This window comes from Deinococcus multiflagellatus (assembly GCF_020166415.1).
GTDB classification, from domain to species: domain Bacteria; phylum Deinococcota; class Deinococci; order Deinococcales; family Deinococcaceae; genus Deinococcus; species Deinococcus multiflagellatus.
On record NZ_JAIQXV010000003.1, the window covers coordinates 55,965 to 71,286 of the forward strand.

At 68.9% G+C, this 15,322-nt stretch carries 16 protein-coding genes and 1 tRNA gene; 6 read left to right on the forward strand and 11 right to left on the reverse strand.

Annotation, left to right across the window (positions count from 1 at the left end; translation table 11 throughout):
- Positions 1-59: 59 nt before the first annotated feature.
- The 3 genes from K7W41_RS05360 to K7W41_RS05370 all read right to left on the reverse strand — a co-directional run bounded on the left by K7W41_RS05360 (position 60) and on the right by K7W41_RS05370 (position 1,338).
- Positions 60-614 carry a hypothetical protein gene (locus K7W41_RS05360; protein ID WP_224605460.1) on the reverse strand — a complete coding sequence of 185 codons (555 nt, stop codon included), beginning with the start codon at positions 612-614 and terminating at the stop codon, positions 60-62.
- Positions 615-657: 43 nt separating this feature from the next.
- Positions 658-891 carry a hypothetical protein gene (locus K7W41_RS05365; protein WP_224605462.1) on the reverse strand — a complete coding sequence of 78 codons (234 nt, stop codon included), beginning with the start codon at positions 889-891 and terminating at the stop codon, positions 658-660.
- A gap of 93 nt (positions 892-984) precedes the next feature.
- On the reverse strand, positions 985-1,338 hold the full coding sequence (locus tag K7W41_RS05370; RefSeq protein ID WP_224605463.1) for a winged helix-turn-helix transcriptional regulator: 354 nt from the start codon (positions 1,336-1,338) through the stop codon (positions 985-987).
- A gap of 88 nt (positions 1,339-1,426) precedes the next feature.
- Here K7W41_RS05370 and K7W41_RS05375 point away from each other — a divergent pair, with 88 nt between their 5' ends.
- Complete coding sequence (locus K7W41_RS05375; RefSeq protein ID WP_224605464.1) at positions 1,427-2,047, forward strand: nitroreductase family protein; 621 nt, start codon at positions 1,427-1,429, stop codon at positions 2,045-2,047.
- A 98-nt stretch (positions 2,048-2,145) separates the two neighbouring features.
- Positions 2,146-3,267: a quinone oxidoreductase family protein gene (locus K7W41_RS05380; protein ID WP_224605465.1), complete on the forward strand. Its 1,122-nt coding sequence runs from the start codon at positions 2,146-2,148 to the stop codon at positions 3,265-3,267.
- On the opposite strand, the gene K7W41_RS05385 is transcribed toward K7W41_RS05380, so the two are convergent.
- Positions 3,264-4,865, reverse strand: a complete 1,602-nt coding sequence (locus tag K7W41_RS05385) for an ABC-F family ATP-binding cassette domain-containing protein (protein ID WP_224605466.1) — start codon at positions 4,863-4,865, stop codon at positions 3,264-3,266. The two genes, K7W41_RS05380 and K7W41_RS05385, sit on opposite strands and share 4 nt — an antisense overlap.
- A gap of 537 nt (positions 4,866-5,402) precedes the next feature.
- Between K7W41_RS05385 and K7W41_RS05390 the strand changes: the two genes are divergently transcribed.
- Complete coding sequence (locus tag K7W41_RS05390; protein ID WP_224605467.1) at positions 5,403-6,830, forward strand: serine hydrolase domain-containing protein; 1,428 nt, start codon at positions 5,403-5,405, stop codon at positions 6,828-6,830.
- A 225-nt stretch (positions 6,831-7,055) separates the two neighbouring features.
- Here K7W41_RS05390 and K7W41_RS05395 read toward each other — a convergent pair whose 3' ends face one another.
- The 5 genes from K7W41_RS05395 to K7W41_RS05415 form a co-directional block, all read right to left on the reverse strand.
- Complete coding sequence (locus tag K7W41_RS05395) at positions 7,056-7,865, reverse strand: metal ABC transporter permease (RefSeq protein WP_224605469.1); 810 nt, start codon at positions 7,863-7,865, stop codon at positions 7,056-7,058.
- A gap of 146 nt (positions 7,866-8,011) precedes the next feature.
- On the reverse strand, positions 8,012-8,728 hold the full coding sequence (locus K7W41_RS05400; protein ID WP_224605470.1) for a metal ABC transporter ATP-binding protein: 717 nt from the start codon (positions 8,726-8,728) through the stop codon (positions 8,012-8,014).
- A gap of 111 nt (positions 8,729-8,839) precedes the next feature.
- Positions 8,840-9,739 carry a metal ABC transporter solute-binding protein, Zn/Mn family gene (locus K7W41_RS05405; RefSeq protein WP_224605474.1) on the reverse strand — a complete coding sequence of 300 codons (900 nt, stop codon included), beginning with the start codon at positions 9,737-9,739 and terminating at the stop codon, positions 8,840-8,842.
- The gene (gene rpmB, locus K7W41_RS05410) at positions 9,736-9,981 is read right to left on the reverse strand and encodes a 50S ribosomal protein L28 (RefSeq protein WP_224605478.1); all 246 of its coding nucleotides are present in this window, start codon (positions 9,979-9,981) and stop codon (positions 9,736-9,738) included. The genes K7W41_RS05405 and rpmB overlap by 4 nt, the downstream gene beginning before the upstream one ends.
- 63 nt (positions 9,982-10,044) lie before the next feature.
- Positions 10,045-11,115, reverse strand: a complete 1,071-nt coding sequence (locus K7W41_RS05415; RefSeq protein WP_224605479.1) for a CobW family GTP-binding protein — start codon at positions 11,113-11,115, stop codon at positions 10,045-10,047.
- A 30-nt stretch (positions 11,116-11,145) separates the two neighbouring features.
- Between K7W41_RS05415 and K7W41_RS05420 the strand changes: the two genes are divergently transcribed.
- Positions 11,146-11,685: a hypothetical protein gene (locus tag K7W41_RS05420; RefSeq protein ID WP_224605483.1), complete on the forward strand. Its 540-nt coding sequence runs from the start codon at positions 11,146-11,148 to the stop codon at positions 11,683-11,685.
- A gap of 531 nt (positions 11,686-12,216) precedes the next feature.
- Here the strand turns inward: K7W41_RS05420 and ribF are convergent.
- Both ribF and K7W41_RS05430 read right to left on the reverse strand, forming a co-directional pair.
- Positions 12,217-13,113 carry a riboflavin biosynthesis protein RibF gene (gene ribF / locus K7W41_RS05425; RefSeq protein ID WP_224605485.1) on the reverse strand — a complete coding sequence of 299 codons (897 nt, stop codon included), beginning with the start codon at positions 13,111-13,113 and terminating at the stop codon, positions 12,217-12,219.
- Entirely contained in the window at positions 13,110-13,616 is a 507-nt protein-coding gene (locus tag K7W41_RS05430) for an NUDIX domain-containing protein (RefSeq protein ID WP_224605487.1), read from the reverse strand. The genes ribF and K7W41_RS05430 overlap by 4 nt, the downstream gene beginning before the upstream one ends.
- Before the next feature lie 59 nt (positions 13,617-13,675).
- Between K7W41_RS05430 and dgt the strand changes: the two genes are divergently transcribed.
- Together dgt and K7W41_RS05440 are read left to right on the forward strand one after the other, a co-directional pair.
- On the forward strand, positions 13,676-14,803 hold the full coding sequence (dgt, locus tag K7W41_RS05435) for a dGTP triphosphohydrolase (protein ID WP_224605489.1): 1,128 nt from the start codon (positions 13,676-13,678) through the stop codon (positions 14,801-14,803).
- 87 nt (positions 14,804-14,890) lie between these two features.
- Positions 14,891-14,967: transfer RNA gene (locus tag K7W41_RS05440), tRNA-Ile, on the forward strand.
- Positions 14,968-15,322 lie beyond the last annotated feature (355 nt).

Consider the following 15,322-nt stretch of genomic DNA (forward strand, 5'->3'; position numbering starts at 1 on the left):
AACCGGACGCCCACACCCCGGGGCACAGGAGGGTGTGGGCGCTGCAGCTCAGGTCCAGTTCAGTTGCTGTTGCCGCTGCCGTCTGGGGCCGGGGCCGACAGGGGGGTGGGGGCCGGCGCCGCCTCGGTGCCCCCCAGCAGGCGGCGCAGTTCTTCGATCACCGCGCGTTCGCGCTCGCTGACCTGCTCGCCGCCAATGCCCAGAAACCCGCCTTCCTTGGCGGCCAGGGCCACCTGCTCGGCCACGCTCAGCAGCAGGTGCCGGTAGGCGGCGGCGTCTTCGGGGCTGGTCTTGGCGCTCACCAGCCACGCGGCCTGCCGCACGCCCTGCAGGCTCTGCTCACGGGCCTCGTCCATGTTCCGCGCCCGCTCCTGCCGGGGCACGGTGCCTGGGTCCGGCGGCGTGCCCAGCAGGTCAGCGGCCATGGCTTCGAGCAGCGGGGTGCGCCCGGCAGCGCTGAGGCCCTGGCGCACGGCCAGCCCCAGGGCTTGTCCTTCGGCCAGCAGTCCGGTCACGCCGCTGGGGCTGGCGGCCATCACGGCGGCGCCCGCCCGGCCGGGGCCGTTCATCACGGTGAACCATTCTTCGCCCGAGAACTTGTCCTTGAGGCTCATGGGGCTCAGCCTACGCGGCCCCGCCCTGGGCGGGCTTGGGCGTTTATTGACCTTCCCGGGGTTTCATGCCGCTCAGGTCAAAGCGCACGGGTTCGGTGTCTTCGGGCACGGGGCGTTCATCGGCGGCCAGACCATGGCCGCCGAACATGCCCTGGGCGCTCAGGCCCTGGCCCATGGGGTCGCCGCGCTGCTCGTCCGGCCGGACCAGAGGTTTGATGCGAAAGGCCAGCACGATCAGGGCGGTGGGCAGCACGAGGAACAGCAGAACGCCGGTCATAGAACCTCCGGGGGGCAGGTGACCCTGCACACCCATGAAAAGGGCGCGCTGGCCCAAGGAGAGGAGACAACGCGCCGGACAAGGAGGGGCCCCTCAGCAGGGCGTGGGTTCGGCTGGCGTCTCAGGCCCTTGCAGGTGAGACTGCGCCCAGGAGCCAATGGCGTCAATGACGCTTTGCAGTTCCAGGCCGGCTGGCGTGAGGCTGTAGACGCTGCGGGCCAGCTTGCCGTGGCTGTCCTCGGTCCGCTTGTGAATCAGGCTGAGGTGCTCTAAGTGCTCCAGGCGCTGGGTCAGGGTGGCGCTGTTGCAGCCGCCAACAGCCCGGGCAAGTTCGTTGAAGCCCTTTTCACCATTCAGCAGGGCGCGCACGATATGCAGCACCCATTTTTCCTGCAACACCCCGATGGCCCGGTAAACCGGGCAGAAACCAGTGTGTTCCATGCTCATGCCCAGAGTGTACACAGATGCTGCTGATCAAATCATGACGGAACACACACCGCTTGACATTTCAAAGCAGTGGGGATAACCTCCCAGCATGACCGCGATTGCCACCAAACCCCTGACCGTCACCGAAGCCATCGAAACCCGGCGCAGCATCCGCAAGTACGTGCAGGAGCCCATGAACCAGGACGACCTGCGCGAAATCCTGCGCCTCGCCAGCCTCGCGCCCAGCGCCTGGAACGCCCAGACGTGGCGCTTTGCCGTGGTGCAGGACCCCGCCGTCAAGGCGCAGCTGCAGGAAGCCGCCTACGGTCAGGGCCAGGTGACGAACGCGCCCGCCGTGATCGTGGTGTACAGCGACATGGAAGACACCCTGCAGACTGTGGAAGACACCGCCCACCCCGGCATGGGCGAAGCGGGCCGCACCGGCCAGCGCACCACCTTTGACCGCGTGTTCGGCAGCCAGGACGTGGCCCAGCGCGGCCAGTGGGGGCTGAGCCAGGCCAACATCGCTTTCGGCTTTCTGATGGTCGCCGCCCGCGGCCTGGGCTACGACACCGTGCCTATGCTGGGCTTCCAGCCTGAGAAGGTCAAGGAAATCCTGGGCCTGCCCGAGCACGTGCAGTTTGCTGGCCTGCTGCCCATCGGCAAGCGCGCCGAGGACGGCTTCCCCCACCACCGCCACAGCGTCGAGCGCCTGACCAAGTTCTACTGAGACTGGCCAGGAGGTCCGGGCCCGCGCGCGCGGGCGCCTCTCGGGCAGTAACAGCCCGTCCCCACACCCGGGGGCGGGTTTTGCCGTTTGCTGAAGGCATGAGCCCCGCTTCATTTGCCGTCATCGTGGAAGAACATGGAGGCCCCGAGGTGCTGCGTTGGCAGGCCCGGCCCCTGCCCCAGCCCGGCCCAGGTCAGGTGCGGGTGCGCGTGGAGGTCACCGGCGTGAACTACGCCGATGTGCTGTCCCGGCGCGGCGGCTACGGGCCCGGCGCGCCGCTGCCGTTCGTGCCTGGACTGGACGCCGCCGGCACTGTGGACGCGCTGGGTGAAGGCGTGACCGACCTGACCGTGGGCACGCGGGTGGCCTGTTTCACCGCCGGGGGCAGCTACGCCACCCACGTGCTCGCGCCCGCCGCGTTCTGCCTGCCGCTCCCACCCGGGGTCGGCAGTGAGCAGGCCGCCGCACTGGTGCCGCTCTCCACGGCGTTCGGGGTGCTGCAGGCGGCTGGGGTGCAACCGGGTGAAACGGTCCTCATTCACGCGGCTGGGGGCGGTGTGGGGCACCTCGCCGTGCAACTGGCCCGGGCCCGGGGCGCGCGGGTGCTGGCCGTGGTGGGCGACCCAGGCCGCGCCGAATTCGTGCGTGGCCTGGGCGCGGACGCCGTGGTGAACCGCCACACGCAGGATTTTGCCGCCCTGACCCTAGACCTGACCGGTGGCCGGGGCGCCGACGTGATTCTGGATTCGGTGGGCGGCGAGACCGCCGAGCGCGGTCTGGGCTGCCTCGCCCGGTTTGGCCGGCTGGTGACCTACGGGCATGCGGGCGGGCGCCCCGGCCTGATCCCTACCGCGCCTCTGCACGGCGAGGGCCGGGCCGTGATCGGGTATTCCGGCGGCACCCTGCGCCAGCACCGCCCCGAGCAGGCCCGGACCGTGGCGCTGGCGGCCCTGGAGGCCCTGGCGCGCGGTGACGTGCGGGTGCACACCGGCCTGACCCTGCCCCTTCACCACGCGGCCGAGGCCCACCGCCGCGCCCAGGCGGGCGCCGTGAGCGAGCGCCTCACGTTGATGGCCCCTTATACGGATTCCGTCCATTTCCGTAACATCCAGAAAAGAACTGGATGTTCCTCCAATTCCCGGAAATCCGTACCCTTTCCCTCTCCCTCCGGTCGGAAAAATTCCGTCAGGTGTGACGGAATTTTTCGGAAGCCGTATTAGGCCAGCACCTGAACCTGTCCGCCCTCCACCCGCCAGACCCGGGTGGCCACCCGCGAAATCAGGGTGCGGTCGTGGCTGGCCAGCAGCACTGTGCCCGGAAAGGTCAGCAGGAAGCCTTCCAGGGCTTCAATGGCCTGCACGTCCAGGTGGTTGGTGGGTTCGTCCAGCACCAGCACCTGGGCGCGGGTCACGCTCAGGCGGGCTAGGCTCAGGCGGGTGCGCTGGCCACCCGAAAGGGCGTCCAGGGCAAAGGCGGGGCCACCCGGCACCTGCAGCCCAGCCGCCACTTCGTGCAGCTGGTGGGGGCTCAGGTGCGGGTTGGCGTCCAGCAGGGCGTCGCCCACCGTATGCAGGCCGCGCAGCTCCTCGCCGCCCTGCTCAAGAACGGCCCGGGTGAGCCCCGCGCCCCAGTGCACGGTGCCCTGGGCTGGCAGCTCGCCCAGCAGCGCGCGCAGCAGGGTACTTTTGCCGCCGCCATTGGGGCCGGTCAGGGCCACGCGCTCACCCCGGCGCACCTCCAGGTTCACCCCGCTCAGCACAGGCCGCCCGCCCCGCGTGACGGTCAGGCCCTGGGCGCGCAGCACCTCGGCCGGGCCAGGGGGCGCTGGGGGCAGGTTGAGCCGCACCACCCGTCCATCGGCGTAGGGTTTGGCCACCGCCTGCTCGTCCAGGCGGTCCAGCTGTTTCTGCATGGCGCGGGCGCGGGCCGAATGAATCTGCTGGGCACGCCCGGCCTTGTGGCTGGACAGAAACTTGTCGTTGTCGCGGGCGCGGCGGCGGTTCTCCTGCACGGCGCCCTTGCTGGCCTGCCGGCGCCGCTCCTCGTCCAGGGCGGCGCGCTTGCGCTGGTAGGCCGCGTGGTCGCGCGCCTGGGCCTCGCGCAGGGTGGCTTTCAGTCGCATGGCCTCGGTGTAGGCGCCGGGGTACTCGCGCAGCTCGCCGCGTTCCAGTTCGGCCGTGCGCGTGGCCACCGCGTCCAGAAAGGCGCGGTCGTGGCTGGCCAGCACGAAGGCAGCGGGCGAGGCCCGAATCCAGTCTTCCAGCCACATGGCCCCCGCGCTGTCCAGATGGTTGGTGGGTTCGTCCAGCAGGTGCACGTCGGCGGGCGAGAGCAGCAGCCTCGCCAGCAGCACACGCCGCGTCTGCCCGCCCGACAGCCGGTCAGCGGGGGCGTCGCCGCGCAGGTCTAACCCCGAAAGCACCGCTTCGGCCCGCGCCTCGAAGTCGTAGCCGCCCGCCACGCGCCAGTGTTCCTCGGCGTCGGCAAAAGCCTGAAGCGCCTCGCCCTGGCCGCCGTCCAGGGCCAGGGTCGCGGCGGCCAGGGCGAGGCGGGTGCGCTGCAGTTCGGCGGGGGTCACGGCGTCCAGCACCGTGCCCTGCAGTTCGGCCTGCTGGGCCAGCAGGGCCACCCGGCCCGTGCGGGTCACGGTGCCCGCGTCCGGGGTGTCCAGACCGGCCAGCAGCCGCAGCAGCGAACTTTTCCCGCTGCCGTTGGCGCCGATCAGCGCCACGCGGTCCCCGGGGCCCACGTCCAGATCAAGGTTGTCAAAGATGGTGCGGTCGGCGTAGGAACGCGCGATCCCTGCGGCCTTCGGCATAGGTTGTCTCCCTGAATCAGTCAGGCCCCGCACGCCCGCACAGCGGCGCGGGCAGGGCAGCTCTCAACACGTTTGTTCAGGGATTACCAACGCAAGGGCAGCAGGGGTCCTTTGAATGGGCGAAGGGGTCAAGCCGCCGCAATTCGCCAGGGCAGGGCCTGGGGGTGGGCGCGCTGTCCCCAGGGTACGGTCCGCCGCCTGAAAAGGGGTGCGCCGAGTGGCTTAGCTGGGGGCAGGAACGTGGGTCATAGTTTTCGGCAGCAGGGCCATGCAGCGTGATGCAGCGCGGGAGGGACAGCTCTGGGGGCTGGAAATTGGGCGGGGAGGCACCGGAGGCTTGGGACTCGGAGGGCTGCTCATACGGAACTCAATGGATTGCATACCCGTCTGGGCCGCGCGGTGGCCCCCTCACCCTTCCGTCGCTCCGCTCCTCCCTCCCTCTCCCACCAGGGGAGAGGGGCACGCCGAACCAGAGCAGGTCGGGTGCTGTCTTGCTGGCCTCCTTCGCGCCCTTCGGCACCGCCTTACAGTGAAGCCGTGACCCCTCCACTGCCGCGTACCTCTCCCGAAGCGCAGGGCCTGTCGTCGCGCGCCGTGCTGGCGTGGCTGGACGCGCTGGCCGAAGGCGGCCTGGAACTTCACAGTTTCATGTTGCTGCGCGCAGGGGCGGTGGTGGCCGAAGGGCACTGGGCCCCCTACACCCCGGCGCGCGTGCATCATCTGTATTCGCTGAGCAAAAGCGTGACGGCGATGGCGGTGGGCTGTCTGGTGGCGGATGGGCGGGTGCAGGTGGAGGACCGGCTGGTAGACCATTTCCCGGACGCGCTGCCGGAGACCGTGTCGCCCCACCTGGCCGCCATGCGCATTGAAGACCTGCTGACCATGCGCAGCGGCCACGCCGAGGACATCACCGGCGCCCTGATGGCAGCCCAGGATGGCGACTGGGTGCGGGCCTTTCTGGCGCAGCCCGTGGCGCACCCGCCCGGCACCGGGTTCGTGTACAACAGCGCGGCCACCTTCATGCTCTCGGCGCTGGTGCAGCGGCTCTCGGGGCAGCCCCTGCTGGACTTCCTGCGCCCCCGGCTGCTGGGGCCGCTGGGCATTGAAGAGGCGCGCTGGGCTGCCAATGGGCAGGGCATCCACCTGGGCGGCTGGGGCCTGCACCTGACCACCGAAGGCATAGCGCGCTTTGGGCAGTTCTGCTTGCAGCGGGGCGAGTGGGCGGGGCAAGCCCTGCTGCCTGCCGCGTGGGTGGACGCCGCCGTGCGGGCCCATGTGCCGCCCGGCGACGACCCCGGCAGCGACTGGGCCCAGGGCTACGGCTACCAGTTCTGGCGCTGTCGCCACGGCGCCTACCGGGCCGACGGCGCCCTTGGTCAGTTCTGCATCGTGATGCCGCGCGAGGGGGCGGTGCTGGCGATCACCGCCAACGTCGCTGACATGCAGCGCGTACTGGACCACGTCTGGACCCACCTGCGCGGGGACATGGGCGCCGGGGCGTGCCCTGAGGACCCCACCGCGCTGGCCGCCCTGCGTGCCCGCTGCGAGGGGCTGCACCTGCCGCTGCCCGCGCCGGGCGCCCCTGGCCCCACGGCACCCCAGGAAGCGACCTACGTGTTCGAGGCCAACGATCTGGGCCTGACCGCCTGCTGGGTGGTGCTGGGCCCAGGGGGCGGCACCCTCACCTTCGCTGACGAGCGGGGCAAGCACCCAGTATCGGTGGGCTGGCTGGACTGGCACGAGGGCCGCACCACCGCGTGGCCCGTCAGCGAGGAACCCATGCTGGGCCGGGCGGTGCCCACGCGCGACGGTGGACAGCTCGTCACACTGCTGTGGCCAGAAGCCGGCTTTCACTGGAGCGTGACGGTGAATGAGGCGGCCGGCACCCTGACGCTGATGCCGCCCGCCACGATGGGCTTTGCTGACCGGCCCCTGCGCGCCGTCCGGGCCGATGTGCTGGCCTGATAAGGCACTCAGGTGCGCTGGAGGCAAGGGGTGGGCGGACGCGTCAAGCGGCATCGCAAACTCGGAGAGTTCCGCAGGAGAGCGAACCCGAGACCAGGCGAGGCAACGGCGATGAAACAGCAGCCCTCCGCTCTTCCCAAGAGGCTTCGGCATCTGTGTCGTCCCGGATGAAGGGGTGAAAGGCGCCTGAAGGCCCGGCCCTGTGCACCGCCGCCCTCTCCCCGCTTATTCCCGCTTTCTCACCAGCAGGGCCAGCAGGAACACCGCCGTATTCACCAGCACAATGGTCGCGCCGGGGGCTGTGTTCAGGAAATAGCTGAGATACAGCCCCGTGACGCCGCCCGCTGTGCCCAGCAGCGCCGAGAGCGCCATCATCTTTTTCAGGCTGCGCGACAGCAGCCGGGCCGCCGCGCTGGACGTGATCAGCAGGCTCACGCTGAGGGTGGTGCCCACCAGCTGCACGGTCAGGACCACCACCAGGCCAATGACGATCAGCAGCAGGCTGTCAAGCCGCCGCACGGGGAGCCCCACCGCCCGCGCTTCGGTGGGGTCAAATGAGGCCAGCAGGAGTTCCTTTTGCAGCGCGCCCAGCAGGCCGCCCACCAGCGCCGTCAAGGCCAGCGCGCCCCACAGATCGGCCGGGGTCACGCCCAGCGGGTTGCCAATCAGAAAGTTGCTCAGGTCGGTGGTGAAGGTGGGCACGCGCGAAAGCAGCACGATCCCCAGGGCGAACATCCCCACGAACACAATGCCAATGGCGCTGTCCTGTTTCAGGCCGCTGCGCCGCCCCACCGCGCCAATGCCCAGGGCGGTCAGCACGGCGGCCACCAGCGCGCCCAGCAGGAGGTTGCCCTTCATCAGAAACGCCGCCACGATGCCCGGCAGCACCGCGTGGCTCATGGCGTCCCCGATGTAACTCAGCCCGCGCAGGACCACCCAGGCGCCCACCAGCGCGCAGAGCACGCTGACCAGCGTGACGGCCAGCAAGGCGCGCACGAAAAAGCCGAATTGCAGGGGGTCAGTGAGCCAGTCCATAGGGGGGGGTGGGGAGTGGGGAGTAGGGAGTGGGAAAAAAAGAAGGGCGAGCGTGGAACGTGGCGCGTGGTGTGTGGGAAAGGCCAGCAACAGGGGGGCGCGCGGGTGCCCCACCATCAACCATCAACCTTCCTCCATCACCGCCCCTACGCATGCGTGGGCCCCAGGTGGCTGGTGCTGAAGGTGGCTTCAATGTTGGCGGTGGTGTACACCTGCTCGGGGGTGCCATCGGCCACCACGCGGCGGTTGACCAGCACCAGATGGTCGCACCAGCGCCGGGCCTGTTCGAGGTCGTGGGTGACCATCACCACGGCGCGGCCCTTGTCGGCCTGGGCGCGCAGCAGGGCCATCAGCTGTTCCTGGGTGGCGGCGTCCACGCCGGTCAGGGGTTCGTCCAGCAGCAGCAGGTGGCCCTGGCGCGCCAGCATGCGGGCCAGCAGCACCCGCTGGCGCTGCCCGCCCGAGAGCGCCCCAATGTGGCGGCCCCGCAGCTCGTACACGCCGGTTTCCTTCAGGGCCGCTTCCACGATCTGCCGGTCCTTGCGCCCCGGCCAGCGCAGCCAGCCCAGGCGCCCGGTGCGGCCCATCATCGCCACGTCCCACACGGTCACCGGAAAGGCCCAGTCCAGGGTCTGCTGCTGCGGCACGTAGGAAATGCAGCCGCGCGCGGTGTGCCCCGGGTCAAAGCGCACCGCGCCCTGGGGGTCGGGCAGTAGGCCCACCAGGGTTTTGAGCAGCGTGCTTTTGCCCGCACCGTTGGGGCCAATCACCGCACTGAACGACCCCGCCTCAAAGCGCACGCTGGCCCGCTCCAGGGCGGTGTGCGCGCCGTAGGTCACGGTCAGATTGTCCACGCCCAGCATCAGACCAGCATACTCCCCGGGCACTTGATGTTGCGAGTGCAGAATCAAGAAGAAAGCAGAACGTCGCCCGGCTTCTTGCGTGGCCGGGCGATGGGGTGCGGGGCAGGGCGCCTAGCGGGCCTGTTTCAGCGCCCGCACCATGATGTCCACGTTGGCGCGCAGGGCTTTCAGGAAGGTGTCGCCCGCGCTGCCTTTGGGGCCCAGGGCGTCGGTGTACAGGGGCGGGGCCACCACGGCGCCGGCCTCGCTGGCCAGGGTCTGGGCCAGGCGGGCGTTGACGGTGTTCTCGGTGAAAATCACGCGGGCGCCGGTCTTTTTCATGGTCTGGGCCAGGGTCGCCAGTTCGCGGGCGCTGGGTTCGCGTTCGGTGCCCAGGCCGGGAATCACCGCGCCCACCACCTTCAGGCCGTAGCGGCTGGCGAAGTAGTGCAGGCTGTCGTGGTTGGTGACCACCACCCGGCGCGCGGCGGGCACGGTGGCAAACTGTTTTTTCGCGTAGGCGTCGGCGGCGGCCAGCGCCTTGCGGTAGGCGGCGGCGTTCTTCGCGTACGCGGCCTTGCCCGCCGGGTCAAGCGCACTCAGGGCCTGCTGGACATTGTTCACGTAACCGGCCGCCAGCCCCGCATCCCACCACGCATGGGGGTCCAGCGCGCCGTGGCCCGCATGGTCACCGTGCCCGGCCTCATGGTTGGCCGGCTGGAGCTTCAGGCCCTGGGTCAGCAGCTTGACCGGCACTTTGGGAGCGCTGGCCTGCAATTTGGGCAGCCACGGTTCCAGGCCTGCTCCGTTGGCGAACAGCAGGCGGCTTTGCGCCAGGGTGCGGATCACGCCCGTCGAGGGCTGAAAGGTGTGCGTGTCGCCGCCAGGGGGCACCATCACGGTGACCTGCACGCGGCTGCCGCCCACCGCCTGCACAAAGTCGGCGATGATGCTGGTGGTGGCGCTCACCTGCAGGGGCGCGGCCTGGGCGCCGCCCGCCAGCAGCGCCGCCAAAATAAGGGCCCGCGTCATACGAGTTCGGTGCCGCGCGCGGCCCCCCGGCCCAGGGTGCGCAGCGCCGAGGCACTGAGCCACACGGTCTTGACCACGCCGCCCTCGCGGATGGTCTTCTTGTGCAGATTGGCCCGCTGCACCCGCTTGGTGACGCCGGTGGTCTTGCGGCCCACGCCGCCCTGGGCGCGCGCCTTGCCACGCCGGGCCACGCGGTTGACGACCTTGTTCTTCTTGCCGGTCAGGTAACATTCACGGCTCATCTTGAGTCCTCCTTATCATATCTGGTGGGGGAAAGGGGCGGCAGACCGAAGGCGTGCCGCAGGTCAACCCTGCAGGGCGCTGGTCAGGAGTGTGTCCAGCGCCGGGCCGTCCAGCGCGCGGCCAATAAAGACCAGTTCGCTGTGGGCCTGGACGGGGTCCAGCCACTCGCCGGCCTGTTCCAGCGCCAGTTGCCGCCCGGTGTGGTTCCACAGGGTCGCGGCGCCGTCGCCCAGGTTCACCCAACCCTTGGAGCGAATCACGTTGCGCGGCAACCCGGCGGTCAGCGCGCGGGTCAACTTGTCGGGGTCAAAGGGCCGCTCGGCGCGGAAGAGGTGCGTCTCCAGGCCATAGGTTTCCGATTCCGGCGTGTGCGCCCTGCCCAACTCGGCCATCCAGGCGTCCAGCCCACTGGCCTGGTCAAAGTCGAAGAGGCCGGTGTTCAGCAGAACCCCAGCCGGCAGCACGCCATGTGTGGCGTCCAGCACCCGGGCGCGTGGGTTGGTAATCCGCACGAGGTCGCGCAGCAGGCGCACATCCTCTGGCGCGGCGAGATCCAATTTGTTCAGCACCACGATGTCCGCGAATTCCAGCTGCTCGGCCAGCAGTTCGCCAAAGCCGCGCTCAAAATCGTCGCCGGGAATGGCGTCCTGACGGTTCCACAGCGCAAAAAACTGTGCGCTGTCCACCACGGTCACCATCGCGTCCACATGCACGCGGCCCAGCAGGTTGGGCAGGGCGGGCTGGCCGTCTTCGGGCTCCAGTTCCAGTTCTTCGGGGGTCAGGCAGAACGTCTGGGCAATCGGCAGCGGCTCGCCAATCCCGGTGGACTCGATCAGGATGGCGTCCAGTTCGCGCGTGCGCAGCAACTCGTCCACGGCGTGCAGCAGGTCGCCGCGCAGCGTGCAGCAGATACAGCCGTTGGACAGTTCGGTGATCTGTTCATCCGTCTTGACCACCAGCGAGGCGTCAATGTTCACGGCCCCGAACTCATTGACAATCACGGCGATGCGCTGCCCGTTCGTCTGGGTCAGCAGGTGGTTGAGCAGCGTGGTCTTGCCGGCCCCCAGAAAGCCGCACAGCACGGTGACCGGAATGGAGGTGGGGGGTGGGGTGGGCCGGGCAGGACTGTTCACAACTGATAACGATAAACTATTCTCAAATACATGACAAGGTTCTACACCGTTCGCTGCTGCCCCCTCACCGCCCAGTTCTGGTTTCTGGGCGTGGACGCCCGCCAAGGGGATCTGGCGTTGCGGGGCTTTTCCAAGGCACGCGCCGCGCAGGGCAGCAGCCGCTACACCCTGGGCGACCTGTCGCTGCACAGCGCCGGCCTGACCCTGCAGACACCGCGCGGCCCGCTGCACTTCAACCGCCGCACCCAGACCTTCACGCTGGCGGGGCAACATGTGCCGCTGGCCCTGGGACGTACGCAGGTGCGCGCGGCGCTGCAGGGGCACGAACGCTGGATTGAAGGGCGCTACGGGCCCGGATACCGCCCGGCCCTGGCCGACGAACTGCGGCCCCCGCGCCCAGTGCGGGCGGCCCTGCCGGCGTGGCAGGCGTGGCACCGGGGGTCACTGGCAGAGCCAGCCCCACTGGCGTTTGTGGGGGCAGGCGGCGGGGCCTTCTCCCGACCCACCCAGGCTGAGCCCCACCTGCTGGCGGTCAATCAGAGAGGCCCAGCCAGAGCACCCGTTCACTGACCTCTACCACGGGGAGAGAGAGTTGCCAGGACACCCGGCCTATCCCCATGCCTACGCCCAGCAGCACCAGCGTGAACACGGCCGCGCACCAAAGCCGCGCGCCCAGGCCCCGCCAGCGCCGCCTCTCCAGAGCAGGGCAGGTCAGAGAAGCCCCCAGACTCAGGGTGGCAAGCGCCACTCCCCAGTTCAGCAGCAGCGGCAGGACAGAGAAGGCGGACTCCCCGCTTGAACTTCCACCGAAAGGCGTGGAGGGCAGAGGAAAGCCGGACAGGCTCAGGGGGGCGAGACCGGAGGGGGAGGGGGAGGCCGTGTCAGCCACCATCACCCTGGGGCGCATCGTGACCCAGGAGGGGAGCACGAGGCTCAGGGGCAGCACCAACCGCCACCAAACTGGGCCTCACGGCTTCCATCTGGTCCGCAGGCAAATCGGGGAAGAGCCAACTTGTCCATCCCGCACCCGGAACCTGTTCTGCTCCTGCTCACTTTGCTCGGCTTGAATCGTTGAGAAAGGCGATTCAACCGGGGTTGATCTCACCGCACGTCCTTCAGGGCGTCCCGGGCCGCCTGGGCATCCCGGGCAATCTGCGCCTTCAGTTCATCCAGACCGCTGAACTTCTGCTCGCCGCGCAACCTTGTAAAGAATTTGATCTGCAGCTCCTGCCCGTACAGGTCGCCTTCAAAATCAAATAGATGCACCTCGAAGCGGCGGGTGCGGCCGTTCACCGTGGGTCGGAAGCCCACATTCGCCACGCCGTGCCAGCGCCCGTGGTCGCCCAGGGCCACCACCGCAAACACGCCCAGCGGCAGCGCCTTGCCGTCTGGCACCTGAATATTCGCGGTGGGCCAGCCCAGGGTGCGGCCCAGGCGGTCACCCTGCACCACCACGCCCTGCGCGTCGTAGTGGCGGCCCAGCAGGCGCCGGGCGCCCTCCACATCGCCTGCCTTCAGGTACTCGCGCACGCGGGTGCTCTTGATGTCCTCGCCGCCCAGGCCGTGAATAGGTACCACCACCACCTCGGGGGCCACGGTTTTCAGGTCTTCCACGCCGCCGGCCCGGCCCTTGCCAAAATGAAAATCCTCGCCCACCACAATCGCCTGCGGGCGCAGCGTGCGCAGGTCGTCCAGAAAGGCGTCCTTGGGGCGCGCGGCAAACTCGGAGGTAAAGGCGGCGGCAATGGTTTCATCCACGCCGTAGCGGGCCAGCAGGTCCAGTTTTTCCGGCAGGGTCGAGAGGAACTCCACGCCCTGGGTCAGCACGCGGGTGGGGGGATCGAAGGTGTAAACCACGCTGGGCACGCGGTGTTCGCGCGCTTTGGCCTTCAGCTGGGCAATCAGGGCCTGGTGGCCCAGGTGCATGCCGTCAAAGGAGCCAATGGCCACGGCCGTGGCGGTGTTCGGGCGCTGGGCGGGCGAGACATAGGTTTTCATGCGCGCGCCGCCAGCCGCTGCACGCCAAAGAGCGCCGCTGTGACCGTGGAGGCGCTGCCCACTAGCGAACCGTCTTTCAGGCCCTGCAGCACCTCGGCGGGGGGGAGCCACAGCACCTCAATGCCCTCCTCGTCCTCGTCGTGGGGCAGTTTGCTTTCACGCAGGTTCGTGGCCTCGAAAATGAGCAGTTCTTCATCGCAGAAGCCGGGGCTGGAATAAAAGCGGGTGAGCAGCGTCATGTCGCCGTCCAGGCCGGCTTCTTCCTGCAGCTCGCGGCGGGCGGCGGTTTCGGGCGATTCGCCCTCGTCAATCAGGCCCGCCGGGGCTTCCACGGTGTGCTGCCCGATAGCGCGCCGCTGCTGACGCACCAGTAGCATCTCGCCCCGGTCATTCAGCGCCAGCACCGCTACCGCGCTGGCGTGGCGCACGATTTCCCACTTGCCCCCCTGCACTTCCAGCCGCACGATGTGGCCGTCGTAGATCACCTGCGTCTGTTCACTCATCTTGCGGCAACTGTAATGCACGGGCCCCCGCCCTCAGCGTGCGCCGTACACTGCGGGGGATGATCACCCGGGCCCAGCTCGAAGCGCGCGAGGCCGCGACCCTAGCCCCCTACGCCGCCCTGAGCCGCGACGCCACGCGCGAGCACCCCGAGCCGGAAAGCGACACCCGCACGGCCTTTCAGAAAGACCGCGACCGGGTGCTGCACACCACGGCCTTCCGGCGCCTGGAAGCCAAAACACAGGTGTTTCTCTCGGCGGCGGGCGATCACTACCGCACCCGCCTGACCCACACCCTGGAGGTGGGGCAGGTGGCGCGCAGCGTGGCGCTGACGCTGGGCTTGAATGAAACGCTGGCCGAAACGGTGGCCCTGGCGCACGATCTGGGCCACCCCCCCTTCGGCCACGCGGGCGAGCGGGTGCTGAACGCCCTGATGCAGGCGCACGGCGGCTTTAACCACAACACCCAGGCGAGGCGCATCGTGACCGAGCTGGAGCGCCCCAAGTCCGAATACGCGGGCCTGAACCTGACCCTGGATACCCTGGACGGCCTGAACAAGCATGACCGCGCCGGCCTGTCCCGGCCCAGCCTGGAAGCGCAACTGGTGGACGCCGCCGACGCCCTGGCCTACACCGCCCACGACCTGGACGACGGCCTGCGCAGCGGCCTGATCACCCCGGCCCAGCTGTGCGCCCTTCCGCTGTGGTGTGAGCTGCTCGAAGGCGCCGGGCTGCGCGGCGACACCCTGACCGAACGCGAGCGCCGCACCCTGCACCGCCGCCTGCTGGGCACCCTGATCCGCGACCTGACCCACGCCAGCCACGCGGCCATTCAGGCCAGTGGCGTGCGCACCCCCGAAGCTGCCCGCACCTTTGCCGGCCCTCTGATCACCTACAGCCCAGGCATACGGGAGCGCCTGCGGGACACCAGCGCCTTTCTGCGCGAGAACCTGTACCGCCACTGGCGCGTGGAAATGCAGGTGGAGCAGGCCACCCGCGTGCTCACCACCCTGTTTGACGCGCTGACCAACCGCCCCAGCATGTTGCCCCCCACCTTCCGCGCCCGGGCCCAGGCAGGCGACCTGTCCCGCGCCGTGTGCGACTACCTGGCGGGCATGACCGACCGCTACGCGCTGGACGCCCACAGTTCTACTACCCCGCCCGCCACGCCCACGCTGTGGCCGCGCTAAGTGGCGGATCGGGGCGGGCGTTGACAGCCTTTGCCGGCCCTGCTACATTTATGCCCGCCTGCCCGAGAGGGCGCGGCCACGAAGGGCGCGAGTGTAGCTCAGCTGGTTAGAGCGCACGCCTGATAAGCGTGAGGTCCCCAGTTCAAGTCTGGGCATTCGCACCAAAGAGGAGAAACCCCGTCATAGACGGGGTTTCTTCGTTTTGACTCATGCATGTAAGGGGGCTCAAGGGCGCGACGCACTTTGCCCAGCCCAATAGTGGGGAATGAAAGCCGAACAGGTTGACTATGTTGCGCTTTCCCTCTTGAACAACTACATGCATCAGAAGTGGTTGAAGTGGCGACAGAAGAGAGAGGGGCGGAGCGGTATTTCTGCCCCTCTCCGGCGATGAGTGGGATTATCATCGGAAGGCTTAGGCTGTCTCTGGTAGTTTTATGTCTGAATTTGAGGGGCAAATTCAAGGAAGTGCGATAACATTTGGTATGTCTGCCGTTAAGCAGACACGCAGCTATAGACCAC